The sequence below is a fragment of the Cellulophaga baltica genome (genome assembly GCF_900102165.1).
Taxonomy (GTDB): Bacteria; Bacteroidota; Bacteroidia; order Flavobacteriales; family Flavobacteriaceae; genus Cellulophaga; species Cellulophaga baltica.
In genome coordinates this window covers 31,150-56,695 of record NZ_FNBD01000002.1, presented here as the reverse complement: position 1 = coordinate 56,695, position 25,546 = coordinate 31,150, and the positions used below count along the sequence as shown (strand labels likewise).

The 25,546-nt window shown below is 34.7% G+C and carries 21 protein-coding genes; 11 read left to right on the top strand and 10 right to left on the bottom strand.

The annotated features are described in order from the left end of the window. The first annotated feature begins 12 nt into the window (after positions 1 to 12). A complete protein-coding gene (gene fucP / locus BLQ19_RS03465; protein ID WP_074537408.1) occupies positions 13 to 1,311 on the top strand; it encodes an L-fucose:H+ symporter permease in 1,299 nt (432 codons plus the stop codon). Positions 1,312 to 1,451: 140 nt separating this feature from the next. On the opposite strand, the gene BLQ19_RS03460 is transcribed toward fucP, so the two are convergent. From BLQ19_RS03460 to BLQ19_RS03450, 3 genes are all read right to left on the bottom strand, one after another. Then, positions 1,452 to 1,637 carry a CsbD family protein gene (locus BLQ19_RS03460; RefSeq protein WP_024479538.1) on the bottom strand — a complete coding sequence of 62 codons (186 nt, stop codon included), beginning with the start codon at positions 1,635 to 1,637 and terminating at the stop codon, positions 1,452 to 1,454. Between the two features lie 114 nt (positions 1,638 to 1,751). Next, complete coding sequence (locus BLQ19_RS03455; protein WP_074537407.1) at positions 1,752 to 2,339, bottom strand: porin family protein; 588 nt, start codon at positions 2,337 to 2,339, stop codon at positions 1,752 to 1,754. 217 nt (positions 2,340 to 2,556) lie between these two features. Continuing rightward, the gene (locus BLQ19_RS03450; RefSeq protein ID WP_074537406.1) at positions 2,557 to 3,105 is read right to left on the bottom strand and encodes a lipid-binding SYLF domain-containing protein; all 549 of its coding nucleotides are present in this window, start codon (positions 3,103 to 3,105) and stop codon (positions 2,557 to 2,559) included. 312 nt (positions 3,106 to 3,417) lie between these two features. Between BLQ19_RS03450 and BLQ19_RS03445 the strand changes: the two genes are divergently transcribed. The 6 genes from BLQ19_RS03445 to BLQ19_RS03420 all read left to right on the top strand — a co-directional run bounded on the left by BLQ19_RS03445 (position 3,418) and on the right by BLQ19_RS03420 (position 7,942). Then, positions 3,418 to 3,816, top strand: coding sequence for a VOC family protein (locus tag BLQ19_RS03445; protein WP_029445524.1), 399 nt, complete (start codon positions 3,418 to 3,420; stop codon positions 3,814 to 3,816). A 13-nt stretch (positions 3,817 to 3,829) separates the two neighbouring features. Further along, a complete protein-coding gene (gene hpf / locus BLQ19_RS03440; protein WP_074537405.1) occupies positions 3,830 to 4,132 on the top strand; it encodes a ribosome hibernation-promoting factor, HPF/YfiA family in 303 nt (100 codons plus the stop codon). Between the two features lie 136 nt (positions 4,133 to 4,268). Next, positions 4,269 to 4,664, top strand: coding sequence for a hypothetical protein (locus tag BLQ19_RS03435; protein WP_074537404.1), 396 nt, complete (start codon positions 4,269 to 4,271; stop codon positions 4,662 to 4,664). A gap of 36 nt (positions 4,665 to 4,700) precedes the next feature. Continuing rightward, complete coding sequence (locus BLQ19_RS03430; protein WP_074537403.1) at positions 4,701 to 5,702, top strand: DNA topoisomerase IB; 1,002 nt, start codon at positions 4,701 to 4,703, stop codon at positions 5,700 to 5,702. Positions 5,703 to 6,340: 638 nt separating this feature from the next. Continuing rightward, positions 6,341 to 6,790 (top strand): response regulator, encoded by a 450-nt coding sequence (locus tag BLQ19_RS03425; RefSeq protein ID WP_024479545.1) that lies wholly within the window; start codon positions 6,341 to 6,343, stop codon positions 6,788 to 6,790. A 117-nt stretch (positions 6,791 to 6,907) separates the two neighbouring features. Beyond that, a complete protein-coding gene (locus BLQ19_RS03420) occupies positions 6,908 to 7,942 on the top strand; it encodes a helix-turn-helix domain-containing protein (protein ID WP_074537402.1) in 1,035 nt (344 codons plus the stop codon). A gap of 24 nt (positions 7,943 to 7,966) precedes the next feature. Here BLQ19_RS03420 and BLQ19_RS03415 read toward each other — a convergent pair whose 3' ends face one another. Then, positions 7,967 to 8,458, bottom strand: a complete 492-nt coding sequence (locus tag BLQ19_RS03415; RefSeq protein WP_074537401.1) for a YciE/YciF ferroxidase family protein — start codon at positions 8,456 to 8,458, stop codon at positions 7,967 to 7,969. Positions 8,459 to 8,891: 433 nt separating this feature from the next. Here BLQ19_RS03415 and BLQ19_RS03410 point away from each other — a divergent pair, with 433 nt between their 5' ends. The 3 genes from BLQ19_RS03410 to BLQ19_RS03400 all read left to right on the top strand — a co-directional run bounded on the left by BLQ19_RS03410 (position 8,892) and on the right by BLQ19_RS03400 (position 14,088). Continuing rightward, entirely contained in the window at positions 8,892 to 11,195 is a 2,304-nt protein-coding gene (locus BLQ19_RS03410) for a chondroitinase-B domain-containing protein (protein WP_074537400.1), read from the top strand. A gap of 11 nt (positions 11,196 to 11,206) precedes the next feature. Beyond that, the gene (locus tag BLQ19_RS03405) at positions 11,207 to 13,447 is read left to right on the top strand and encodes a heparinase II/III family protein (protein ID WP_074537399.1); all 2,241 of its coding nucleotides are present in this window, start codon (positions 11,207 to 11,209) and stop codon (positions 13,445 to 13,447) included. A gap of 77 nt (positions 13,448 to 13,524) precedes the next feature. Next, positions 13,525 to 14,088 (top strand): DUF6642 family protein, encoded by a 564-nt coding sequence (locus BLQ19_RS03400; RefSeq protein ID WP_024479550.1) that lies wholly within the window; start codon positions 13,525 to 13,527, stop codon positions 14,086 to 14,088. 182 nt (positions 14,089 to 14,270) lie between these two features. On the opposite strand, the gene BLQ19_RS03395 is transcribed toward BLQ19_RS03400, so the two are convergent. The 6 genes from BLQ19_RS03395 to BLQ19_RS21475 all read right to left on the bottom strand — a co-directional run bounded on the left by BLQ19_RS03395 (position 14,271) and on the right by BLQ19_RS21475 (position 24,782). Beyond that, positions 14,271 to 16,001: a RagB/SusD family nutrient uptake outer membrane protein gene (locus BLQ19_RS03395; RefSeq protein WP_024479551.1), complete on the bottom strand. Its 1,731-nt coding sequence runs from the start codon at positions 15,999 to 16,001 to the stop codon at positions 14,271 to 14,273. Between the two features lie 48 nt (positions 16,002 to 16,049). Beyond that, on the bottom strand, positions 16,050 to 19,241 hold the full coding sequence (locus BLQ19_RS03390) for a SusC/RagA family TonB-linked outer membrane protein (protein ID WP_074537398.1): 3,192 nt from the start codon (positions 19,239 to 19,241) through the stop codon (positions 16,050 to 16,052). 485 nt (positions 19,242 to 19,726) lie between these two features. Continuing rightward, complete coding sequence (locus BLQ19_RS03385) at positions 19,727 to 21,604, bottom strand: CRTAC1 family protein (RefSeq protein ID WP_074537397.1); 1,878 nt, start codon at positions 21,602 to 21,604, stop codon at positions 19,727 to 19,729. Between the two features lie 29 nt (positions 21,605 to 21,633). After that, the gene (locus tag BLQ19_RS03380) at positions 21,634 to 23,118 is read right to left on the bottom strand and encodes a sulfatase-like hydrolase/transferase (RefSeq protein WP_083332171.1); all 1,485 of its coding nucleotides are present in this window, start codon (positions 23,116 to 23,118) and stop codon (positions 21,634 to 21,636) included. 12 nt (positions 23,119 to 23,130) lie between these two features. After that, a complete protein-coding gene (locus tag BLQ19_RS21480) occupies positions 23,131 to 23,964 on the bottom strand; it encodes a sulfatase-like hydrolase/transferase (protein ID WP_254788202.1) in 834 nt (277 codons plus the stop codon). Further along, on the bottom strand, positions 23,937 to 24,782 hold the full coding sequence (locus BLQ19_RS21475) for a sulfatase-like hydrolase/transferase (RefSeq protein ID WP_254788199.1): 846 nt from the start codon (positions 24,780 to 24,782) through the stop codon (positions 23,937 to 23,939). Before BLQ19_RS21475 ends, BLQ19_RS21480 begins: the two co-directional genes overlap by 28 nt. Positions 24,783 to 25,087: 305 nt before the next feature. Between BLQ19_RS21475 and BLQ19_RS03365 the strand changes: the two genes are divergently transcribed. Then, positions 25,088 to 25,546 (top strand): (2Fe-2S)-binding protein, encoded by a 459-nt coding sequence (locus BLQ19_RS03365; RefSeq protein WP_024479557.1) that lies wholly within the window; start codon positions 25,088 to 25,090, stop codon positions 25,544 to 25,546.

Genomic DNA, 25,546 nt, shown 5'->3' with positions numbered 1-25,546 from the left:
AAATTCACTATTATGAGCAAACCAGCAATTGTTTCTAAATCGGTTTTGTTGCCATTTATATTAATAACCTCTCTTTTTGCTTTATGGGGCTTTGCGAATGCCGTTACTGACCCTATGGTACAAGCTTTTAAAAAAGTGTTAGAGCTATCTAATTCTCAGGCAGCATGGGTGCAAATGGCATTTTATGGTGGTTATTTTTGCATGGCATTACCTGCAGCATTATTCGTAAGAAAATATTCCTATAAAACAGGAGTGTTAATAGGCTTAGCCTTATTTGCAGGAGGAGCGCTTTTATTTTATCCCGCAGCAATAACACAGCAATTTTGGTTCTTTTGTTTGGCACTTTATATTCTAACCTTTGGCTTAGCTTTTTTAGAAACTACGGCAAATCCTTATGTTTTGGCAATGGGAGCTCCAGAAACGGCAACTTTGCGGCTAAATTTAGCACAAGCTTTTAACCCAGTAGGTTTATTATTGGGACTTTTAGTGGCACAACAATTTGTACTTAAAAAATTACAATCAGATGATGTGAAAAATTTTAGTGCCCTTGCAGAAGCCAAGAAAGCATTGATCCGTACCTCAGATTTAATGGTGATTAGGGATCCTTATGTGATCTTAGGATTGGTAATCTTGGGCGTATTTGTGCTCATATTGGTGAGTAAAATGCCACAAGCAAAGGAAGATGGAGCCATACCAAGTCTATCTACCACCTTTAAAGATCTAGGTAAGAACCACAAATATGTCTTAGGGGTTATTGCTCAAATCATGTATGTTGGGGCGCAAATAATGTGTTGGACCTATATATACCAATATGCAGAAGCTATGGGTATGTCTAGTGAAGATGCGGCCAACTATCAATTTGCTGCATTCTTCTTATTCATGATAGGTAGAGCTATAGGTACGTACCTACTTCGCTTTTTGAGTTCAGGAAAGTTATTGATGTATTTTTCAATCCTTGCGGCAGTCTTTGCTTTAGGAACTGTATTTATTGATGGTATTTATGGACTGTATTGCTTGGTAGCGATATCCTTTTGTATGTCTTTAATGTTTCCTACAATCTACGGTATTGCCTTGCATGGCTTAGCGGAAGAGGAATCAAAGATAGGAGCTGCAGGCCTAGTTATGGCTATTGTAGGAGGGGCCTTAATGCCTAAGCTTCAAGGAATGATTATAGATTTGGGAGGTAATAAGGTCAATGATATAAAAATTGCGGGGGTTTCAGAAGTGAATTTTTCATTCGTACTTCCATTGGTATGTTTTGTATTCATAGCGTATTATGGCCGCCTGGTGTACAAGAAGTACATGAAGTAACTAAAGCTTGTTCTTTATTGGAATACTCTATGAAATAATAAACCACCAAAAATTGCTTTTTGGTGGTTTATACATTCGTCTTAACAGAATTTGCAATAAGAGTACTCTCTTAAAAAAAGTATACTCTGTGATTTAGAATTTTACAATTCTTGAATCTCTTTTTCAATTTCCTCTTTCTTCTTGCCTGTTTTTTCTTGAAGTTTTCCAATCATCTCGTCAAACTTTCCTTCAGTATAGGTAAGGTCGTCATCGGTAAGTTTTCCATATTTTTGTTTAAACGTACCTTTTACTTGTTTCCATTTACCTTCTAATTGTGTCGTATTCATATCTTTATTTTTTAGATTATTATTTTTGTATACCCTAAAATTAAGAATGATTACGCGAAGAAATTGCTCCATTAGCGTTAAGTTTTAACGGGATGCATTAAGCAGTTGTTTTTATTAAAACATGTATCCTATACCTGCAGAGAAATAAGAATTATGAACGTCTGTGTCTTTAATTAATTCAGAGAAACCGTACGTGTATCTTGCTTGAATAAAGAAAGATTCTGCAAACTTATATTCCAAGCCAGATGTTAATTGAAAATCAAAATCTCTTACAGCATCCGTGTCAATATCACCATCATCATTTGTTGGTTGAAAATCTACTTCTTCATTTACTTTAAAACCAAATTGAGGTCCAGCTTGAATGTTTAATCCGTCTACCAAATAAACTTTCAGAAGTACAGGAACTTGAATGTAATCTATTTGATATTCTGCATCTGCTCCGTTCGCATTGTCATTTAAATCAAAACCTTGTCCTGAATAAAATACCTCTGGTTGTAGTGATAATGTTTCCGTTAATGGCGCTTCTGCTACAAGACCTGCATAAAAACTTGTTCTACTATCTGGACTGTCAAAATCATCACCGGCCACGGTAGCAAAGTTGGCTCCACCTTTAATACCTATTTGAAATTTATCCGACCATGATTGTGCAAATAGAGAAGAACCCGCTGTCATAAATACTAATAATGCTACTACTTTTTTCATAATTTTTATGTGTTTAAAATTTTATAAATTGTTTTTAATTTTGGTCAAAACTAAGTCTCAAGAATAGAAGAATTTGAAACAATCAAAACACTTTTTGACGCTAAAAAAAGTGCTTTGTTAAAATGTTTTAAGGGCATTTTTAAGTACAGAATTTAAATGTAGAGCAAAAAAAAAGGCTGTCTATTTAGACAGCCTTTTTACCATATCAAATATGTTATTATTTATCAGAACGATCATCAAAAGAATCGTAACTCAAACGTTGTCCTCCAACAGATAAATCGGCCATAACTCCAGCTTTCGGCATTGCAAATACAACGACACCGTCACTATAGTTAGCATTTTTTGAGGCTCCAGATTCTAACACTACTGCAGATGCTTCTGCAGAAAAAGTAAGCTCATCATCTTTAAATTTAGCTAGAGCTTCTTCTGTTTCAAAAAAGATAATTTCAGAAAGTGCTTGTCCACCAGCTTGTAGCCCTATATCTACTTTTTTAAGATCTGCTAAACCTACTGGTTTTCCGTTCTCGTATACAACTCCGTTTCCAGAAGCCCCACCGATGATAAGTGCTCCCTCACCAACATTTGGAAAAATTACGTAAGCTGTAGAATTATCCATGAATGTTTTTAAGCCTTTGTCCGTTTTCACCATTTTCATTTTAACTTTTTCAGCATCTTTCATAATTTTTGCTTCTTTCTCTGTTTGAGAAAATCCACTGAAAGTGGTGAAAAGTATTGCTCCTAATAATATTGTTTTTAAAGTTTTCATATGTGTTTTGTTTTTAATTATTACTACCACAAAATTAGAAAGCTCCTTCGTTACAATTTAGCTTGATTACCGATTTTCTTGACGCAATGAAATCGAGTTTATTAAGAGAATTATAAAATATTTACTACAATATAAAAACTCCTTAATTTCATACCTTATTATATAGGGGTGCTTGTTTGAAATCAAAATTAAGAAGGTACTTTTTTTTATTCTATAAATGCCAATTTTACATTTATGGAACGCATCAAAACTTATTTCTTTCGAGCAAACGTAGCTGTTGTGATAGTTCTAATTTAGTGAAAAATTAAAATTATGAACGTACAAGCATATTTAGCCTTTAATGGCAATTGTCAAGAAGCCCTAAGCTTTTATGGGGATATATTTAACGCAGAAATTAAAAACCGTCAGACCTATGAAGACAAAAAAATAGATGTTCCAGGTAATTATCGGAAGAAATTACAGCACGCAGAGTTAAAAGGTAAGGGCGTTAATTTTATGGCCTACGATGCCTCTCCGGATACTCCAATAAATAACGGAAGTCAAATTCATATGAGTGTGGACTTAGATACCGTAGAAGAAGCTGAGAAGATTTTTACTAAACTCTCTAGTGGAGGACAAATCCATCATGAATTTAGAGAGCGAGAATGGGGACATTTTGGAAGATGTAATGACCAATACGGAATTAGTTGGATGGTAAATTGTGATAAATAAAAAAAACAGAATTATGCAGATAATATATGAGTACCATGACGTTGCTTCAAGTGATCGATTGGAAGCAATAGTGAAGGAAAAGTTAGATAAATTAAAAGATAAATATGATATGTTGATTAGAGCAGATGTATTCTTTAAAGAAGAAAATACATCTTCCGATGAAACTGGCAAAATTTGCAATATTCGCTTAAGTTTACCGGGACCCCGTTTATTCGCGGAATCTAGTCATGACAACTTTCAAAGCTCTATTAGCGAAACAATTAATGAGTTAGAAAGACAGTTGCGAAAGAAGAAAGAAAAGATGCAACAGCATTAGATTTAAATGATACTTAGAAAAAGCCTTGAGAACCATCTCAAGGCTTTTTTTGTAGCGATAAGATTCAAAAAAAAAGTAATCAGATTAATAACACATAAAATCTGGACTTAGATTTGGACATCTAAAAATTATACATATGAACTCCACTATAGAAGAACAATTACAGTTATTAAAAGAACAGGCTTTAAGAAGAGAAACGCAAATTAGTGCGTTTAAGAAATCGTTACTTTCTAACTATGATTCATTGGTATTATCCAACGGTTTGGATGAATTAAGAGATGTAAACATTCTAATTCTTGATTGTGATTATACCAATAGAAATATGTTAAAGCTTATTGATGAGGCTTTTGCGGTCAAAGATGATCATCATTTAGTAGATAGAGTTGAGCTAGATACGCTAGTGATTAACAATTTGGCATGCGTAAAAGAATTTCAATCTTTAAAAGTTGCCATGGGCAGCATCAGAAGCTCAAATAAAGCTAGTGCGTTGAATATATTAGGATCAAATGCTAGTATAGAGCAAAGATTTTAATCGTACAAATTATTTAAAAATTCAAAACCACTCCCGATGACTAAGATTCAAGAAGTAGACGATTCTGCGATGTGTATTTCAAGAAAAAAGAAGGGGAGGGGTTTTGCTTTTTATGATGAAGATGGTATAAAAATTCAAGACAAGAAAATCTTAAAGAGACTTAGAAATCTTGTCATACCACCTATGTGGTCCGATGTGAATATTTGTCGTTTTGATGATGGTCACATACAGGCCATTGGTCGGGACCTCAAAGGCCGAAAGCAATACATTTACCATTCTGTCTATGAGAAAAATAGACAAGAGGCAAAATTTAAAAAGATGTTAGATTTTGCAGATCATTTACCTAGAATTAGAAAGAGAGCCTATAAAGATTTACAAGCAAATGAGTGGGGCAAACGTAAGTTATTAGCATTAATCATACTTATCTTGGATGAATATGGGGTGAGAATCGGTAATAAACATTACCGGAATGAAAATGAAACATTTGGATTAACCACCTTACGTAGAAAGCATTTGAATTTTGAAGGTGATGAGTTAATCTTTAAATTTAAAGGCAAAAGCAATCAAGAAAGAGAAGTGCATATTGATGACGCAGATTTGATCCCATTTATAAAAGAAACAGCTAATCTACCTGGTTACGAAATCTTTAGATATAAAGATCAAGCCGGAGTATTTCAAGATGTGGATAGCGAAGAAGTAAATACCTATATCAATACCTTTATGGGAGAAAGTTTTTCTAGTAAAGACTTCAGAACATGGTCTGGTAGTAGACTGGCTATAGAATGCTATGATTATGCTTTGAAAAATCAAGCAAAAGGTACCCGCAGAAAGTTTAGCAATATGGTCATTAAAATGGTAGCTGAAGAACTGGGGAACACACCATCGGTATGTAAAAATTATTATGTGCATCCGGCAGTATTCAATGCAATAGATACGAAAGAGGTTCCTAATCCAAATCCTTATAAAAATACCCGCAGTACATACAAACTTTCTGCTAGTGAACGGTTAGCCTATCAAATTATTAAGGACAGTTATTAGGAGCACTATTTTTTAAAGTCGATTGTTGCGTATTGACAACGATATCGTAAAAGAAATTATAATAAGTACAGGCGACTTCTAACGCTAAACTTTTGACAAATATAAATTGTTTAGGCTAACTAATAATTGGGCAATGCTATTTTTAGGTAAAATTGAGGCTGAATTATTCGAGGGAAGTTCTACTCTATAAATACCTCGCTTCTACAAAAAAAATCCTGAAATTCCACGAAACAGGTATACTTCCGATATTTACCATTATTAATTGTATTTTGTTAACAGAGTGCTAATTAATTTGCTTCTTTTGCATGGGAACATAACGATTATAATTAACTTCTAAGATAATACCCTCTCAGCTTTAGGTCAAACTATACGTGGGTGTAATTTTTTAAGGGGTTTATTTAACTAACCCTATGTAGTCGTACTTTATTATTACTAAATTGACTTTTTTAATCTTGTATCAGCGGGATTTAAATAAACTACAAATCTCCAGAATATAATGGAGATCATAATTAGTAGGGTTTAGTCTTTTAATGATGAAAAATCTAAGTATAGCCAACAATAGATTGGTGTAGTGGATTTATGAACTTGGTCATTAGCTTGGCAACTAGTATTTAGTTGAATCGTTAAAAGAGGACTTTATGAATTTACAATTTCGAAAAATTGCCATTGCAGATGACGATGAAGATGATAGATATATCTTTCAAGAAGCATTTGAGTCTTTAAATCTAGGCTTGGAATTATTTCAATTTAAGGATGGGATGGAATTAATGAATTATTTGAATTGTTCCTTGAATGAATTGCCTAATTTTTTGTTTTTAGACTTAAACATGCCTAAGAAAAATGGTTTAGAATGTTTACAAGAAATTAGAGCTAATGAAAGATTAAAAGGGCTGCCAATAAGTATTTACTCTACTTCTAATTCGGACAGAGATATTCAAGAAGCCTATGCGTTAGGAGCTGATATTTACTTAACGAAACCGACTAGCTTTAATTTGCTTAAAAACTCTTTAGAACGTCTATTTACAAGTAGTTGGGTAAAAGAGATGACGAAGCCTAGCAAAAAAGAATTTATTTTTAACCTGTATTAGAAACAACATAAAATTTATTTTTCTGGAGATTACAGTGGCTTAGAGGACAATATGATTGCAAATATTAATTTTTTGAGCTTAATTTGGAGTAATCATTAAATAAGTATAAACGTAGTTATGAAGCGTATTGTGGTTAATTCTTTGCCCTTAAAAGATGTTATTAATGATATTGCGAAAGCATTAGATACAGAATTTGTTCAAAAATGTGATCAATTTATATTATCAGTTCCGGAACACTACGGCCGTGGTGAAATAATGGGAGTGAACTTTAAAAATAACATGGGAATTTTAATCTATAATTGTGAGTTCAAAGAAGATTTTGAAATTCAATTTGTCATAAAAGAAGTACATCCCTTAAAATTTTTATTTTGTCTGGAAGGCACTTTGGAACATAAGTTTGCGGAAGATGATCACAGACATTCTATCGTACAATATCAAAATGCAATTGTATCTAGTAGTAAGCACAATGGACATATATTATGTTTTAAAAAAAACCAGAAAACCATATTTTATAGTTTAGAAATAGATCGCCTCAACTTTTTAGAACATTACCAATGTGAGATTGATAGCCTTTCAGATACATTACAGCATTTGTTTAGAGATGAAGCAGCAGATAACGTTTTTTATTATGATGGTTTTTATAGTCTAGAATTAGCAACTTTATTTACAGAAATTCAAGAGTTTCAACACGGAAGCTTTCTCAAGAAAACTTTTCTAGAAGGTAAGTCCTACGAAATATTGACAAAACAGATAATTCAATATGAAGACGATTTAAAGAATGAAAGCAAGCGGACTTTACTTCGTATTTCTGAAATAAAGAAAGTAAGAGAAGCCATTATTTTGATTGATACTGATGTGGCCACCTATAAAAATTTGAAAGTAATATCTGTTACAGTAGGACTTAATCAAAGTAAGTTGCAGTATGGCTTTCAGTATTTCTTTAAACAAACTATTCATCAATATATTCAAAACAAACGTTTAGAGCAGAGTAAAGTTTTATTAATTCAGCAAGAGAATTCTATTGCGGACGTCATGTTTTTATTAGGTATAACAAGCAGGAGTTACTTCTCTAAATTATTTAGGGATAAATATGGGATGACACCTTCTTATTATAGAGATAATTTCAAAAAAATAATTGATAATAAAAAGTAGTTAAAATATTTTTGTAGTGATAGCTTAGTACTTATTTGCTGCTTTTTTGTTCATATGATTTTCTGCCAAATCTGTTAGGCTTTCATTAATTTCGTATACTTGGTTTAGTGTGTCATTTAAAAGAGAAGTGATCGAAGTTAATTTAAGCTCTTTGGCGTAGCTTAGAGCAGTATCATAACATGCTATTTTGTAATACTCAATTTTTTGTAATTCGGCAATAATCCCCGCATCTTTAAGCTCTGATTTAATGTCTTTATTTAAAAATAGCGTAATCTGTTTGATTAGGCTCGTCATCACCTCTGAAGTTTTAGTTGTATGTAGTATTTCTAGTACTTGGCCGACTTGACCTATTTTGATACTTTGAATTGTAGTCTCTTGCAAATGCAAATGAAGTAATTTCAGAAGGTACTTGTCTTTAGCACAGAATATAATTTTAGGTAGAATTTGAAGTAATTGTAGTTCAATATCTAGTAAATCTTTTACTTGATATTCTAAAAGATGAGTAAGATGTTTCATGGCGTATGATTAGTTGCCAAAGGTCGTCACGTAAAGATTTGTAAAGTACTCTTATAAATCTTTTAATTACTCCTAATACATCAGTATTTGAAATAGTTAGCCTTACACTCCCGGGAAACATTTTTTTTATACATACTATGATGATCAACATTTATAAACCTACATAATTACCTGTGTCAAATTTATTTCTAGAGATTTATTTCATTTTTTTTAATTTTAGGTAGAGAACCTTTTTGCTATAAGTTTAAATTCTTCTTTACAGAATTATATATAGTTGAAATAAAAGTTAAAAATTCGATAATACGACAAATATCAGTATATTTGGTAAACCAGTTTGGAAAACCAATTTTATAAAATTTGCAGTGCTCTTAATTACGCATCGTGACGGTTCTCTAATCCTAATTCATTAAGAATTTTACATAAACCAAATAGCATGAAAAAGAGTTTTATCCTTTTATTTTTAAGTCTTGCACTATTTTCGCACCAAGAAAAAGTAGTAGCCCAAACTTTAAACGCTAGTACAGCCCAAGAATTACAAGACGCTATCGCTGAGGCGAAAGCAGGAAACGAAATTGTTCTTCAAAATGGGGTTTGGAAAGATATTCAAATTAAATTTTATGGAGAGGGAACAGTAGATAAGCCGATTATATTGCGGGCAGAAACACCTGGGAAAGTAAGCATAGAAGGAGTATCTAATTTAAAATTAGGAGGAAAGTATCTTGTTGTTAGGGATTTACATTTTAAAAATGGATATACGCCTTCAAATAGTGTTATTCAATTTAAAATTAATGAAGATTCTATTGCAAACCATAGTAGGATTACCAATTGTGTAATAGATGAATTTACACAACCAAACAGGGAAGTGTCAGACCATTGGATAGAGTTTTGGGGAAGAAATAACCAATTAGATCATAGTTCTATTGTTGGGAAATCAAATTTTGGACCTACAGTTCGAGTCTTTCTAAAAGGAAACGAGCATGTAAACAATCACCATCAAATTGTATATAATCATTTTGGCCCTAGACCCCGTAAGGGTGGGCCACATGGCGAAACTTTACAGATAGGGAGTAGTCATACTTCAATGACCCCATCATATACGAATGTTTCTAATAATTTTTTCGACAGGTGTAATGGTGAAGTTGAAATAATTTCTAACAAGTCTAATTTCAACGAGTATCGTAATAATATTTTCTTTGAGAGTGAAGGTTCTTTAGTTTTAAGACACGGTAACTATTGTACTATAGATGGGAATGTATTTATTGGAAATGATGATTCTGAATTTATAGGAGGTATTCGGGTGATTAATACGGGGCATTGGATTACGAACAACTATTTCTACAAAATAAAGGGTAATGAGTTTAGAAGTGCCTTAGCAGTAATGAACGGTATTCCTAAATCGCCACTTAACCGATACAACCAAGTTACAGATGTGGTGGTGGCTTATAATACATATATAGATTGTAAATCGCCATTTCAATTTGGTGTAGGAACTAATATTGATAAAAAGGATGTTTTACCAGCTTCAGAAATTCGTTCAGCCAGACCAGAACGCATGCTTCTTGCTAACAATTTAGTTTATAATCATAAAGAAGATCAATACCCGATTGTAAATTATGATGATGTTGGGGGTGTGACTTTTAAAAATAATATTTTAAATAGTGAAAATAAAAGTGGTGTTACTAGTGATGGAATTAGTACTAAAGTTTTCGAGGTAAAACAAGTATCAGAAGATCTTTATATACCTACAAAAAACCAAGAAGATGTATTTCATGGTTTCGATTTTGAAACTATTAAATCAGATCTTTTCGGAGCGGATAGGCAAAAACAAAATAGTATTGGAGCAATAAGCTTACCAGTATCAGGAAACCAAGTTTTAGTTCAAAAAAATCTTTATGGTTCTAAATGGTTTTCAACAGAAGCATCCAATTATACCCCTAAAACAATAGCGGTAAGCTCAGCGAAATCATTGATATCTAAACTTAAGAACGCACATTCTGGAGACATTTTATCTTTAAAATCTGGAGTTTATAAAATCAACACTACATTGTTAATTGATAAAAATATAACAATTACTTCTTCGGATAAAGATAAGAAAGCCGAATTGCGATTTGCTACAGGAATTACAGGGTTTGAAATGCACCCTAAAGGAATATTAAATTTAGAAAACATCAGTATAAAAGGAGACAAAACACAAGATGCGATAGTTACCTTGGATAAAAACATGTCTAAAGCCTTCAACCTTTTTATAAAAAACACAGAGATTTCAAAGTTTAAAAGTGTTATTAAAGCCTACAAAGCATCCTTTGCAGATACGATAGCAATAGACAACAGTAATATTAAAGATTGTTTAACGGGGATTCTTTTAAATACGGAGACGGATGCAAAAGGCGATTATAATGCAGAGTTTGTTTTTATCACGAATTCTACCTTTGATCAGGTTCAATCTTCAGTTTTAAATTATTATCGAGGAGGTTATGATGAGTCTACTATCGGAGGAAATTTAGTATTGAAAAATAATACATTTACCAATAGCGGTCAAGCCGATGAAAGTGGCTTGTTAATTCAGAATCACGGAATTGTAAATGTTATTTTTTCTGATAACACATTTAGAGACAACCCAGTAAAAGAGATCGCTATATTATGGGGAGAAAAAGGCCAAAAGCCAGTAAATAATGTTACTGAAAATTCTGGAGAAATTAGAATAGAACAAAACTTGAAACAAAAACTAATGTACTAGATACACCTGTTATGACTAATTTTAAGATCTATTTTATTACATTTTTACTAATTTCTGTATATGGTTTTTCTCAAACGATACCAGCCAATGAAGTAATAGCTGCTGAAGACTTAATCAATTATTTAACCCCAGAGGTTAAAGCAAAATTAAGTAAAGAAGGTGCAATTACAGAAGCTAGTTTAGCACAATACTTTCGCGATAAATTTTCTGAGCGTTATTTCTTTGACTTCAAAGATATTGATACGCGTTTTCAAGCCTATAATACTATTTATATAGGAGTTGAAAAGTCTCATGAAGAAAATGCCAAGGATCATATGGGCAAGTATTTAGGCCCTGCACAATGGAAATTACCTTTTGATTATTTAAATGGGACACCTGTAAACGCTTATGCACTGCGCCATTTAGCACGCCAACATAAAATGGTAGATGTGGCATATCAGTACTATTACCAAAATAAAGATCCAAAATATATTACTTATTTCAAAGACCAGTTGCAATCATTAAATGGAGCCTTGCAAGCAAATGAGTTTGAAAAAATAGAAGATGGGAATGGCGTATATGAAGTGTTTAGATCTGGTTACCGGGTTTTAAATTGGTTGCAGATTCATAACCTATTTTTAGGACAAGAAGCGTATACAGATAAGGACCAGTTAACCACTATTGCCACCTTATTACAGCATGGAGCGCATTTGTATCAGCATAATCCTGAGTTTGCTTCAGGAAACCATCAAACCAGAGGAATGTCTGCGCTTGCTATGATTTCTATGTTGTTCAGAGATTTTAAAGATACAGACACCTGGTATGAGCATTCCATGTTGCTTTTAGAGCAACATATGTCTAAGGAAATTAATGATGATGGTTTTCAATTTGAACGTTCTATTCATTACCATATGAGCGATATTGATAACTATTTTTATGTGTATCAATTAGCTGAAATTAGCGAGTTAACGGTAAAACCGTTTTGGAAAGAACGCCTAAAATCACTCTTCATCACCCTTACAAAAATTGCATATCCAAATAAAACAGCTCCTGTATTGTCTGATGATACAGATAACCCTTGGGCCACTTATAACGATATTTCAGGAGCTTTAACCCTTGGATATTTACTCTTTGAATCTCCTAACATTGGTCATTTTGCGAATGATCATGTGGAGCGTAAAATGTTTTGGTATGTAACCAATTCCCAATTAAAAATGTTAACGCATATTGAAGGGCAAGAACCAACAATGAAGTCGGTTGAGTTTCCTACGACAGGATATTATGTGATGCGTGAAGGCTGGAGTCCTGAGGATAAAATGATGGTAATTTCTGCTGGACTAGATGCTGATAAGCCAGATCACCAACATGGTGATATGCTAGGAATCCAAGCTATGGCACATGGAAAAGTTATGCTGCCAAACTATCAAGTACGTTATTCTTTGGAAGATTATGATTTTTTTAAAAATTCTATGGTTAAAAACGTAGCACTAGTAGATGATGAGTTACAAGGCAAGCAGTATACTTCAAACCAAGGAGGTAGTGGTTTTGGGAAATTTTTGGAGTTGCCACAACCAAAAGTGATTGCTTGGAAAAAGAATGAAAATTCAGATATATTTATAGGAAGTCATAATGGTTTTGAAAAAAGTGGTGTACGTTACAGTAGGCAAGTTATTTACTTAAAAGATGATTTCTGGGTTGTAAAAGATAATTTCTCATCAGCAGTGCCACATGATTACAAGCAAGTTTGGCAAGGACATTATTCTTTAGAAGAAGCTCCAAATTTAATTAGATCTAGTTTTGATAATGCTTCAGGTTTAGATATTTATCAACTTAAAAAAGCAGATACCATAAGCACTTCTGGCGCCCGTGGTAAGCAGTGGACCGTAGTTACCAAAAAAGAGCAAAGTACCTTTAGCTTTATTAGTATAGTATATCCGTACCAAGGGTATGCCAATAGAATTGATGAGAACAAGGAGAAACCCAGTTTTAGAGATTGGGTACTAAATGATACTTTCTGGAAGGCTTCTGGGGAAGAAACCTATTCATTATCTAAAGGGGAAACAGCCGTATTCTTTTCCGTAAATAAACTGGAATTTGAAAAAATAGTTTTAAATTTTTCTATAGTATCAGATCTTATAGTGACCCTCAAGGATAGGAAGCTAAAGGTACAAGCTATCGGAGAACAGGAGACTGAATTATCGTTTCAAAATAAATCAACTAAAAAATCTATGATGTTAAAGCCTGGAGAGACAGTAGCATTTAGTATTAAATAGAAGTAGCTGATTTATTTGTTAAAACCATTTTAATAGAGGAATTTTGCCAATTATATTTAAATTGAAAGCAGACCTTTATGGAGATTGAAAAATTTATTTTCTGTCTTGAAGCCGTTCCGGATGTAGATGTTGATAGCACTACGGAAGTGGTGAATACTTTGGAAGATATCGCCTTAAACCAAGGTATTGCAAGTATTTATAAAACTTGTGATACTATTGAAGGATTAGAACAGAGCTTGAATGACTTGTTGTATGAAGATCATAATTTTAAAGATTACGAAATTATTTATCTCGTGATGTCAGGAGAGCCTAATAATGTGCTGTTGAATGACTATTATTATAGTATTGAGGAAATCGCAGAAATTTTTGAAGGTAAAATGAATGGGAAAGTGATACACTTTGCCAATGAAAAAATCTTAGACTTAACAGATGAGGAATCCCAGTATTTTTTAGATGTTACTGGAGCAAGAGCAATATCAGGATATGGAGCGAAGCAGGATGCAATTTCTAGTATAGCAACTATTGACAGAGTATTTTTTAGCTTGTACCAAGAGAACGATGATTTTACGGAAGTTGTAGAATTGATGTTTCAAAAGCATTACAACCTCTGCAAGCTACTAGATTTCAGATTGTATTATTAAAACTGATTTTTTGGTGCCTTGAGAAGATTCAGAATTGCTAGTACTATTTTTAACATTAAAATATTAAGACTACGCCGTTAAAATGCTGGAGTTTATACTGAACTGAAAAGGATCCTTTTTCAAGGACCCTTTTTTACTAAACTAACTCAACTATAGTCTCAACTCAACTTCAAACTAGATTTTTAATACCCAGAATTCTGCAATAGTGAAGGAGCTTTTTCAACCTCAGTAGCAGGTATCGGTAAATAGTAATGTTTTTGGAACCAAGGTCTTGTCACCACAGTGTATTCCGTATTTGACAAAGTACCATCAGGTGCTTTTGTCCAAGTAAGTCCTTGAATAGGGAATCCCAGATGCTCTTCGTTCATCCAACGTCTTTCATCAAAAAAGTTATGCCCTTCAAATGCAAGTTCAATTCTTCGTTCTCTTTTAATTGCTTCTTTTAGTTCTTCACCAGCAGCTGTGATAGCTGGTTGCAATGCTCTACTAGAAATTTTATTTACAAAAATTCTAGCGCTATCATCATTACCTAGTTCCGCTTGCGCTTCTGCATAGTTAAGATATATTTCAGCTAAACGATATAGAATAAAGGGGCGCTGTGCAGCTATGTCTGTTGGCGCGGTAAGGCTTTCATCTTGAAATTTTCTAATATTATACCCGGTTTTAGAAGAGTGTTCTTGATTTACGCCAATCCCTTCTACAATACCATTGGGGGAGTCAGGACCATCGGGTGTTGTTGCGCTAGGAGTATCCGCAAGGGCATAATCTACCGTGCGGCCTCGAAACTGTGCTCCTTGATAATTCAAATCAGCATAGTAGCGCATTTCTCTATTAGCATTTGGGTTTGCAGGATCATAAATACTTCCTGCGGCGTCAGTACGTGTACCATCTGCCATATTAAACTGTAAGGCAAAATTATGAGTAGGTGATGATAATCCCCATCCTCCATAACCGCTTGGGGATTGTGTTTGGTCCCAAAGCGAATTTACATCCGTTCCAAAATCATAATAGGCAGCACTAAAAGGTCTAGCAAAAAGAATGTCCTCATTTGGGGCTAAAAATAAATTCTGATAGTCCGTGGCATCGCTTACGGCAATTAGGTCTCTGGCACCAACCATGTCAATAACCGCTTTGGCTGCATCTGCAGCATCTTGCCACTTGCTTGCTTTGGCATAATCATATAAAGGACCATTTGGAGCCGTACTAGGATCATGTAGCTTACTAGCGGCATATAATAATGTTCTAGATTTGACAGCTAATGCTGCTAGTTTAGTTGCTCTACCAAACTCTACATCCGGGCGACTCTCAGGAAGGACTGCTGCAGCCTCATCTAATTCGTTCACTATAAAAGTTACGCACTCTTCATAACTGTTACGTACCAATTGAAAGTTATCATCTAGTCCTAAGGCGCGCTCTAAAATAGGTACACCGCCATAATATTTCAGTAATTTACTATAAGCATTTGCTCTTAAAAATCTCATTTCAGCTTTTAGGATAGCAACATGTTCAGGATCTTTCTGCATGGCTTCACTTTCATCAATGCGGTCCAAAAATTCATTAGCTAGCCTTATGTAATCCCAATAGTTTCTCCATTTTTCATTTAATATTCCAGCATTACTGTCGGTCCAACCCGCTCTTAAACGGAATAGATCAAGGTTTTTGAAATTGAATTTAGCTTCAAAAGATCCCGCTTCAATATTAAACCTTCGTGACCACCATTGGGCTTTATTTATACCCCAACTTTCAGTACTATTGTATACAGTGTATACTAGCCTTTCTACTTGTACGGGGTCACTATATATAAGATCTTCAGCAAACGCATCTGAAGCTTCAACATCTAAAATATCTTCACAACTTAGTGTTGTAAGCATGCTAAAAGCGACGAATAGATATATAAATTTTAGTTTTTTCATGGTGCTACATTTTTATTTTAATAAATGAGGGTAGTTGATAATGTTGGATTAAAAGGAAAAATTTAAACCCAACGTGTATGTTTTTAAAGATGGGTAGGTACTACCTCTAAAGTTGTTGTAACCATCTGCTTCAGGATCTAGACCCAGTTTGTAAACATCAGAAAACATGGTAAGTAAATTGAAACCTCTGGCAAATATTTTTATGTCACCTACTTTTATAACATCTTTAGATAAGGTATAGCCAATCTCTACTTCTTTCAATCTTAAAAATGACGCATCTTTTAACCAGAAATCTGCTCCTTGAAATGCGTCTGCTACATTGTTTTGTTGACCGCTAAAGGAATCTCCTTGTTGAAAAGCTCTTGGATATGCAGCACTTCTGTTTTCAGGTGTCCATCTTTGGTTGTATACAAATTCTGGTTTTGCACCAGACTGATCAAAGAACACTAATGTTTCTGCTTTAGCCTGTCCCTGTAGTAAAAAGCTAAAGTTTACAGCTTTATACTTGAAGCCTCCAAAAAATCCGTATTGAACTTGAGGTACGTTAGAAGTAAATTTACGAACGCGATCTAAGGAACTAATCTCACCATCGCCGTTGGTATCTAAATAAATAGGTTCCCCTTCTACCGTATTATTCAATTTAACTTCAGTAGCATCTACCTGAGCTTGGTCTCTAAAAATACCATTCGTAGGATATACAATATAAGAATCTAATGGCCTGCCTTCTCTCTTTAACGCATCAGGAGTATCTAACGCTTCTGCTAAATATTTAACTTCATTTTTAGCTAAAGTGTAGTTCATTCCAAAGTTATAGGAAAAGTTATCATTGATTTGATCACTCCAGCTTAATTCAAATTCCCAGCCATAATTATCTACTTCTCCAATATTTTCTGCAGGTAGCGATAATCCAGCAGCATCAGGGATAGCTGCTGCTCTTGTCACTAATATATCTGTTCTATTTTGATTAAAATAATTGATATCACCATTTAATCGATTATCAAACAAAGTATAACTCAAACCAATGTTTTTCATGTAAGCTGTTTCCCATGTTACATCAGGATTCGGAACGTTATCACTTCTATACCCATTATAACTCGTGCCAGATACACCAAATACATAATAATTAGGTTGAGCAACGTTTATATCGCTACCATAATCAAAACGCGTTAAATATTGAAAAGGTCCAATACGGTCGTTACCCATTATGGCATAAGAAGCTCTAACTTTTAGCGCATTAAGCCAGCTTACATTTTCTAAGATAGATTCCTTATTTAGGGCCCAAGCTACAGCTACACCTGGAAAGGTTCCAAAGCGTTTTCCTGGTCCAAAGTTACTGGAACCATCATGACGTAACGTTAGGTCTATAAAATATTTTTTATCGAAATCATAAGACAAGGATCCAAAGTAACTTACGGTAGCAGCTTCACTAGAGATACCTGATGATTGCTGCCCTTCGTCACTTCCGGCAAATAATTCTGGATGATCTGCTGTTGGGAAATCTCTTCGTTCTGCCCAGAAATTTCGAGAATTAGAACTTTGTTGTTCATATCCAATAAACCCACTAATAGAGTGTAAGTCACCAAAAGTATTTGCGTACCTAAGTGTGGTATTTAATAGGGTTTCATCAAATTTCCAGAAACTTTCTCTTAAGATTCTTTCGTTACCTCTTTGAGAGAATCCCGTAGACGGTAAATATTCATTTGTGATTTCATCAAAAGCATACGTAGTCCAAGGTGTGTACCATGATTTTTGATCGTTATTCATCCTACGGATACCGGCATATCCATTTAAGCTTAGGCCCTTAGTTATTTTACTTAAGTCCCAATTGTATGAGAATCTACTTCTAAGATCGTTATCTACTTGTTTTGTGAAACCAGACGCATTACTTGCCATTACATACGGGTTAGATCCGTTTTCTAAGCCTACACCAGCGGGTAATCCATTAGGATAAATACCTACGCGAGTTGGTTGGTTGGTGTAAATTTGTTTGTAGATATTATTTGCATCCACTCCGGGTTCATTTGTTTCACCAAATCTTCCAGATAAATCGATTCCAATTTTAAAATTATCCGTAATCGTAATATCTAAATTAGAACGAATTTGCTTTTGTTGAAAATTCAAATCTCCAGAAGCGAACATCCCTTCTCTATCAATTAAATCGCCACTTACAAAATATTTGACATTTTCACTACCTCCAGATATAGATAAAGAGCTTCTAGATTCAGGAGCGGTTTTGGCAAAGGTAAGGTCTGCCCAATCTGTATTTGGAAAATTTATAGGATCTGTACCTGCAGCATAGTTATCAATTTGCTCCTGAGAATAGGGTGGTGCTGTTCCATTTCGAGTGGCTATTTCATTTTCATAGGTGGCAAATTGCGATGAAGACATCAATTTAGGAGCAACAGAAAAAGAAGAAATTCCGTAGGATGTAGAAAAGTTTATTTTTGGTTTTCCGTTTTTACCTCTTCGGGTAGTTACTAAAATAACGCCGTTTGCTGCACGCGTACCATAAATAGCAGCAGCACCATCTTTAAGAATGCTAATAGAGGCTATATCTTGTGGTGATAATTGAGAGAAAGATCCTTGACCCGCTGCAATACCATCAATAAGAATAAGCGGCGAATTATTCCCTAAGGTAGATTTACCTCTAATCAATAAAGAGATGTCATCATTAGATCCAGGGTAACCTCCTCTATCCGAAACAATTAATCCAGATACTTTACCCGCTAGAGATTTAGCAACATCCTTGTTAGAAGTGTTTTCTATCTCTTCGGTATTCAAAGTACTTACTGAACCGGTTAACTCTCCTCTTTTTCTAGTGGTGTACCCTAAGACTACTACTTCTTCTAAGTTTTGAGCATCAGCTTCAAGGCTTACATTCACTATAGATTGATTCCCAACGGCAACCTCTTTTGTAGCATATCCTATATAAGAAAATTGTAAGACAACAGCGTTTCCTTCCGTATTGATGCTGTAATTACCGTCAAAATCAGTACTGGTACCTGTAGTAGTTCCTTTAATTACAATACTTACACCTGGTAAGGGACCATCAGCATCGGAAACCGTACCTGTTATTGTTTGTTGTTGTTCAGAATTCCAGGATGCCATGGAGCTATCTAGCTCAAGTGCAAATCCAGATAATGGCACCAAAGTCATGGCTGTTAAAAATACGTGCAACAGGCAGTATTTTGTTTTAATGGAAGTGTAAGTTCCATTTTGTTTGCTTTTTGGTTTTTTCATAATTGTGAGTAATTAAGTGAGTTTTTTTTGAATAAACTTTAAAGATTGGTTTTAGTATTTGCATCACTCTACAAACACGTCAGGTAATGGCTAAACTTTAGAATAATTGTTTAGGGTACTTAAGTTGTACTCGTGTCTTTCGTGTTTTTAGATTGATAAAATAAACCTCTTAAATTGCGTATTTGATAAAATTTAGATTCAGTTATCAAAATAAACGGAAATTAATGCCATACTCATTATCAATTTTACCTTTCAGTAACATTATTTTAACCCTTTTGATGTAAACACGATAGAATTGGGGTAGTTTGATAAAAAATTTAGGGCTAATATGTTGATTTGCAAATTTTTGGACAGATTTTAGAGTCGCGTAATTAAATTGAAGAGAAAAGGGGGACTGAAATACATGGCCATACAAGAGCTGTAATTTGAGATCTCGTCACCCCGTAGGCATGGGATTTTTTTTAGGATAAAGCTACTGCAAACTTCTACTCACTACCTAATGAAATTTGCGTATTCAATTTTGAAACTTTTTTATGTAGTGCTTCCCCGTTAGACCAAGTTATTGTAATAGACAGTGGCTTCTTGCAAGTACCTAATCCAAAATGGATAAGGTTATTGAAACTTTGAGAATAGCCATCGCTAGTACCACCAACAATTCTCGATTGTTTATTTAGACAATTCTCTACAGATATGGTAGCACCTAGTGCCGTGGCTTCTCCAGAAGGCGCACTTTTAACAGCAACTTTTAAATAGTGGTGTTCTGTACTAGCTGTTTCGTTTTTAAACAAATGCCATTTTCCTCTATCGTGTCCCAGAAGTAAATCAATATGACCGTCATTATTATAATCAAAAGCTTCTATGCCCATTCCTATGGCCCCTAGTTCTGGGCTCACGACAATATGATCACTGATAGGAGTAAATACTCCAGCACCCATATTTAGAAATATCGTTGCGTTTATTTCGTGAATCAAATCTCCTCTAGGAACTAATATAAGATCTTGATAGCCATTATTATCTAAATCAGCTACAGTGATGCCTGCCGTATGCTCTTTAAAAAATAGCTTGTGTTTTTCAGTCACCTCTTCAAACGTGCCCTTTTTGTTTTCTAACAATATATCATTAAGCCCTTCGGGATTTGCGGTTGCTGTATAATTTTTAATCCCATGCAAGATTCCAGTTGCAGGAGACCAAATGTCTCCTGCAAGCATCCACTTGTTGTTTCCTATATAACCAATATAGGTCCCTTTTTCTGAAAAGCTGTCTGGAAATCCTAAAGCATCACTGTTTACCAATCGGATAGTTCTGCCAGAATGTGTTTCTCCAGGAAATTCATATTCATAAGCCGATTCGCCGATGTACAATGTTTTTTGTGGCCATTGCGACTGTAGGTTCTCCATATTTAGGATTTCACCAGCCTCTAAGGGATCTAATTTAAAAGGTCCCCTTTTGGTATAGAAACCGAGAATTTTTCTACTAGCATCATAAAATGTTTCTCCAACTTCAAAATCTTTGCCTCTAGTAAAGTAAAGGTCAAAGTCACCATCATTATCAAAATCTATTTCAGCGACACCCGTAACATTATCAATATCTTTTTTCAAAATTTTAGCGGTAACCTCCGTGTAGCTTAAATCACCATTGCCTTTGTATATTTTTATATTTCCATTCCCGTATAAAATGATATCTTTAATGCTGTCATTATTAAAATCTGTGATTAGCGTTTTTTGACCGTCTGCTTTAATTGCTGGTAAATTTGTAGTATGCACTAATTGGTGGTTATTACTATTCTCATAAATATAATTTTCACTTGCACCTCTTTTTTCTGCATCGGGAAAGGCAAAGTTGAGAAGATCTAGGTCGCCATCGTTATCTCCATCTATAAATTTCACGGTCCTACCGCGCATTAGGTGCAAAGGAGTTTCGAAATCGGCAACAGTGCTAAAATTACGTTGGGTATCTATTTTAAATAGTTTAGAATTTCGTGCATTACTTCCAGAACCACCACCTCTGGCAAGAATGAGTTCTAAATTGCCGTCAAAGTCATAGTCTCCTATAGCTATACCGTGCATATCGCCCATAATAAGATCATAAGGTTTTTCAAATATGCCTTTATTATTCCAAAGAACTTTTATACTAAAACCATGGTCATTTAATAAAAGGTCTAAGAAGCCATCTTGATCTAAATCAGCAATAACAGGTGCCCCCCATTTTCTTAAGTTTTTTTCCTCTCTAGGAAACTCTTTATGAACTTCCGAGAAGCTGAGTTGTTTGCTATGTTGTTGCCCATAAATTTTAGTGGCGAATGGCTGTGACAATAGGGTAATACTAAAGAAAATAAATAAGTTGGTAAGCTTTTGCTGAAACATAGATTTTATTTTTAGAGGATTTAGGATCCTTAGTCTTGTGATATTTTAAAAGTTTGATTAAATGTTGCCATGGTACTATCGTTCCACATTTGCTCTAAATACAATGGATCAAACCATAAGGGCTCTGTGTGTGTTTTGCTCCAATTCTCGGTCTCCGTAACTAGTTTTTCTAAGATTGCTGGTTGTTCAGTACTTAAGTCTGTCTTTTCGCTGATGTCATTCGTAATATTATAAAGTTTCCAAGGTTCTTGATGGACTTTTACAGCTTTCCAATCGTTTTGTCTAGCAGCAACATCAGTATAGCCTTCACGATGGCGCATGGCAAAAAGTGTCTCCTTGTCATGTGGATTTTGATTGGAAGTAAATGCCTCCCAAATATTTTTACCATCTAGAATTTTGTTTTCAGGTATAGTTGCTCCGGCTAAATAGTTTAATGTAGGATAAAAATCTAAGGAAGAAACAGGGAAATCAAACTTTTGCCCTTTAGGAACCTTGTTAGGCCAGTGAAAAAACATAGGTACTCGATAACCACCTTCCCAGGTATCTCCTTTTCTTCCCGTAAGCGGAAAGTTATTCGCTCCATGACCCGTATGTCCGCCATTATCACTTAAAAAAATAATTAAAGTATTCTCAAATTGGCCAGTTTTCTTTAAATTTTTAACGATACTACCAACCCCGCGATCTATGGCGTAAACCATAGCCGCATAGGTTCGTCTATCCTTGTCTTCAATATGTTTAAATTTATCCAGATCCTCCTTTTTAGCTTCCAGTGGTACATGTGGTGCATTATAAGCTAGGTATAAAAAGAAAGGTTTATTTTTATTCTTAGCTTCACGTATAAAACGAGAAGCTTCTCTTGAAAAGGCATCCGTTAAATATTCATTTTCTTGAAGGGTAGTGCCATTGTGTTCCAAAGGGAGTACGTAATCATTAATAATTTTCGCGCCAGCTTCTTTTTGTCGCTTATATTGTTGTCTGTATTCTTCTGGGAAATATTTATGTCCTCCAGCAAGAAACCCATAGAAATCATCAAATCCCCTATTATTGGGATGATATGCTGTTGTCTCTCCTAGGTGCCATTTGCCAATGGCGCCTGTATAATAACCAGCTTCTTGCATGGGTACGCTAATAAATTGTTCTTGAGCAGTAATTCCTTTTCCGGTAGAAGCACCATTGGCAGGTAAATTAAATTGAGAGCCAATGGTATGTGGGTATCTGCCAGTAAGCAAAGCGGCTCTACTAGGTCCGCAGAAAGGATGAGCAACATAAGCCGAAGTTAAAATAGAACCATCTTGAGCTAATTGATCAAGGTTTGGAGTGGTTATATCCGTGGACCCATTAAAACCTACATCGGCATAGCCTAAATCGTCACATAATATAAATAGAATATTTGGTGGTAGATTTAGTGGGGTTTTATATTCTGCAAGATCAGTGGTATTTTTTTCTTTTTCTTTACAACTATTAAATGTAAGTAGGCTTATAACTACAAAAAGTACTATATTTCTAATGCTCATAATGATAGTTTCTTAATTTAATTGCGCCTCATTTTTTTGCCATCCTTGGTTGAATTGCAGCATCAACTCAGCCACTAATTCCGGGTTTTCCTTCGCTATATTGATTGTTTCTGAAGGATCAGTTTTATGATTATATAATTCTATAAAAACAGGCTCGCTATCCATTTGTGTATAATCTTTCCAGACGATAAAACGGTATTCTTGGGTACGCATAGAATAGCCCATCAACCTATTTTCGAATAAATCTCTATCCCACTTATCACCTTGTTGATTCATGATGCGCTCTTCTACTTTTTCTATTAAGGGGCCGAAGTAGGTTTCACGCATTCCTTGAGATAATGGATTTGCCGCCCATTCACGTAACGCAGGAGTAGGGAATTGACTAAAAGCTGCTTTTTTCCATGGTAGGTCGGGGTTTTTTAATAGGGGTGCAAAACTTTGACCTTCCACCGTTGCAGGAATAGAAACCCCAGTTAAATCGCATAAAGTAGGATACATGTCTACAAGCTCTACTAAGGCATTTGTTTTTTTACCCCGATGTTCTTTTGCCATATCAGGAGACCAAACAATTAAAGGTACTCTTGTTGCTATCTCATAATTGGTAGCTTTTCCCCAGATTCCCATATCGCCTAAGTGCCATCCGTGATCACTCCAAAGAACTATAATTGTGTTGTCGCGGATACCAGCCTCGTCTAAAGCTGTAATCATTCTTCCTATTTGTGCATCTATATAACTTACACAAGTCAAGTAGGCGTGTTTTAGTTCTAAGGCTTGTGCGTCGTTTATTTCTCCTGCATTCGGAATATTTGCCCGCGCTCTTAATTCAAAAGAAGCATGTAATCCCATCTCAGCACCATCCTTTGGCCCTGTGGTTCTTTTGCTAATTTGATATCTTTTTCATCATACAAATCCCAATATTTTTTTGGAGCTACCCAATCCAAATGAGGTTTTAAAAAACCCAAGCCTAGAAAGAAAGGCTTGTCTCCTTCTTTAATTATATCTTTTAGCGTAGCAATGGCTAAATCTGTATTATAGCCATCCTCGTATTCATTGTCAGGCAGGTCTACAAATTCATAAGCAGGACCTCGGCCTAAACCGCTCTTTAAAGATTCTTTTCCGTATTTTTTTGCCATTTCGGCACTATTATTTTTATAAAGTTCTTGGTTTTTAACCAGTTTAAATCCTCCAGGAGTTCTTGGTGCTCTTACAGCGATACTATTAGGGTCTGCTTTTCTGCTCCAGGATAATGCTTCATCGGTATATCCAGGATGAAATATCTTACCGGTATAGACCGTTTCGTAGCCATTGGCTCGTAAATGTTGCGGTAAGGTTTTTATAGCTGGATTAAGATCCCTGAAATAGGAGTAATTTTCAATGACACGTAAGGTTTCTGGGCGTGCTCCTGTCATTACACTAGCCCTTGAAGGACTACAGATAGCTTCCTGACAGTATGCATTGTTAAATAGCAAACCATCAGCGGCCAAGGCATCAATATTAGGAGAGATAGCAATATCAGAACCGTAGGCTCCTAGTTCGGGTCTTAAATCATCAATGGCTATAAAAAGAATGTTTGGTTGTTTTTTAATTGTATCTTTTTTTACCTCTTGTTCTTTACAACTACTCAGAATAGCCAAAAGGATAAAAATTTTCAGATAATTAATCATGTTCATAAAATTAGATGGACTCAAAGTACAATCATTTAAAGGACTTGTACTTCTTGTAATTTATCTTCTTCTTAAACTATCTTACCCTAGTAAATTAATGCAATTATTTGGTTGTGCATCTCAAAGCCTTTATCATCTACAATGCTTAGATAATTCCTGGTATTATAATCATACATTGTCTTGATTGAGGGGGAGTCCTTCAAATAATGGTTAAAATAGTACCCATAATGGGGAAAAATCTTTATTTTTATCTATAATGTTTGACGTAATTTGTTCAGATAAAATAGGTTTTAACGAAAGGATATATGGTTACACTTAAAATTAATGGAAAAGAACATCAAGTAGATGCTGCGGAAGACATGCCGCTACTTTGGGTTATACGAGATATTATTGGTTTTACAGGGACCAAATTTGGTTGTGGTAAAGGTTTGTGTGGCGCATGTATGGTGTTGATGGATGGTAATGCTATTAATTCTTGTCAGCTTCCAGTGTCTCTAGCAGTAGGTAAAGAATTGATTACGGTAGAAGGCGAACAAGAAAATTTACAACGTCTTCAAAAATCTTGGGAGAAATTTAATGTACCACAATGCGGTTTCTGTCAATCAGGACAGTTAATTACCGCAACGGCATTATTAACTTCAAAAGCAAATCCAACGGAAGAAGATATTCATAATGCCATGGGGAGAAATATTTGTAGATGTGGCACCTATCAAAGGATTAAAAATGCGATTAATCATTCTGTAGAATTAAAAAATAAAGGATAG

Coding starts and splice junctions, on each gene's coding strand:
- BLQ19_RS03425 (WP_024479545.1), top strand. CDS start 6,341: ATGAATTTACAATTTCGAAAAATTGCCATTGCAGATGACGATGAAGAT.
- BLQ19_RS03455 (WP_074537407.1), bottom strand. CDS start 2,339: ATGAAAAAAGTAGTAGCATTATTAGTATTTATGACAGCGGGTTCTTCT.
- BLQ19_RS03365 (WP_024479557.1), top strand. CDS start 25,088: ATGGTTACACTTAAAATTAATGGAAAAGAACATCAAGTAGATGCTGCG.
- BLQ19_RS03390 (WP_074537398.1), bottom strand. CDS start 19,241: ATGAAAAAACCAAAAAGCAAACAAAATGGAACTTACACTTCCATTAAA.
- BLQ19_RS03385 (WP_074537397.1), bottom strand. CDS start 21,604: ATGTTTCAGCAAAAGCTTACCAACTTATTTATTTTCTTTAGTATTACC.
- BLQ19_RS21480 (WP_254788202.1), bottom strand. CDS start 23,964: ATGGGATTACATGCTTCTTTTGAATTAAGAGCGCGGGCAAATATTCCG.
- BLQ19_RS03460 (WP_024479538.1), bottom strand. CDS start 1,637: ATGAATACGACACAATTAGAAGGTAAATGGAAACAAGTAAAAGGTACG.
- BLQ19_RS03435 (WP_074537404.1), top strand. CDS start 4,269: ATGAACTCCACTATAGAAGAACAATTACAGTTATTAAAAGAACAGGCT.
- BLQ19_RS03395 (WP_024479551.1), bottom strand. CDS start 16,001: ATGAAAAAACTAAAATTTATATATCTATTCGTCGCTTTTAGCATGCTT.
- BLQ19_RS03450 (WP_074537406.1), bottom strand. CDS start 3,105: ATGAAAACTTTAAAAACAATATTATTAGGAGCAATACTTTTCACCACT.
- BLQ19_RS21475 (WP_254788199.1), bottom strand. CDS start 24,782: ATGATTAATTATCTGAAAATTTTTATCCTTTTGGCTATTCTGAGTAGT.
- BLQ19_RS03430 (WP_074537403.1), top strand. CDS start 4,701: ATGACTAAGATTCAAGAAGTAGACGATTCTGCGATGTGTATTTCAAGA.
- BLQ19_RS03410 (WP_074537400.1), top strand. CDS start 8,892: ATGAAAAAGAGTTTTATCCTTTTATTTTTAAGTCTTGCACTATTTTCG.
- BLQ19_RS03415 (WP_074537401.1), bottom strand. CDS start 8,458: ATGAAACATCTTACTCATCTTTTAGAATATCAAGTAAAAGATTTACTA.
- hpf (WP_074537405.1), top strand. CDS start 3,830: ATGCAGATAATATATGAGTACCATGACGTTGCTTCAAGTGATCGATTG.
- BLQ19_RS03420 (WP_074537402.1), top strand. CDS start 6,908: ATGAAGCGTATTGTGGTTAATTCTTTGCCCTTAAAAGATGTTATTAAT.
- BLQ19_RS03400 (WP_024479550.1), top strand. CDS start 13,525: ATGGAGATTGAAAAATTTATTTTCTGTCTTGAAGCCGTTCCGGATGTA.
- fucP (WP_074537408.1), top strand. CDS start 13: ATGAGCAAACCAGCAATTGTTTCTAAATCGGTTTTGTTGCCATTTATA.
- BLQ19_RS03405 (WP_074537399.1), top strand. CDS start 11,207: ATGACTAATTTTAAGATCTATTTTATTACATTTTTACTAATTTCTGTA.
- BLQ19_RS03445 (WP_029445524.1), top strand. CDS start 3,418: ATGAACGTACAAGCATATTTAGCCTTTAATGGCAATTGTCAAGAAGCC.
- BLQ19_RS03380 (WP_083332171.1), bottom strand. CDS start 23,118: ATGAGCATTAGAAATATAGTACTTTTTGTAGTTATAAGCCTACTTACA.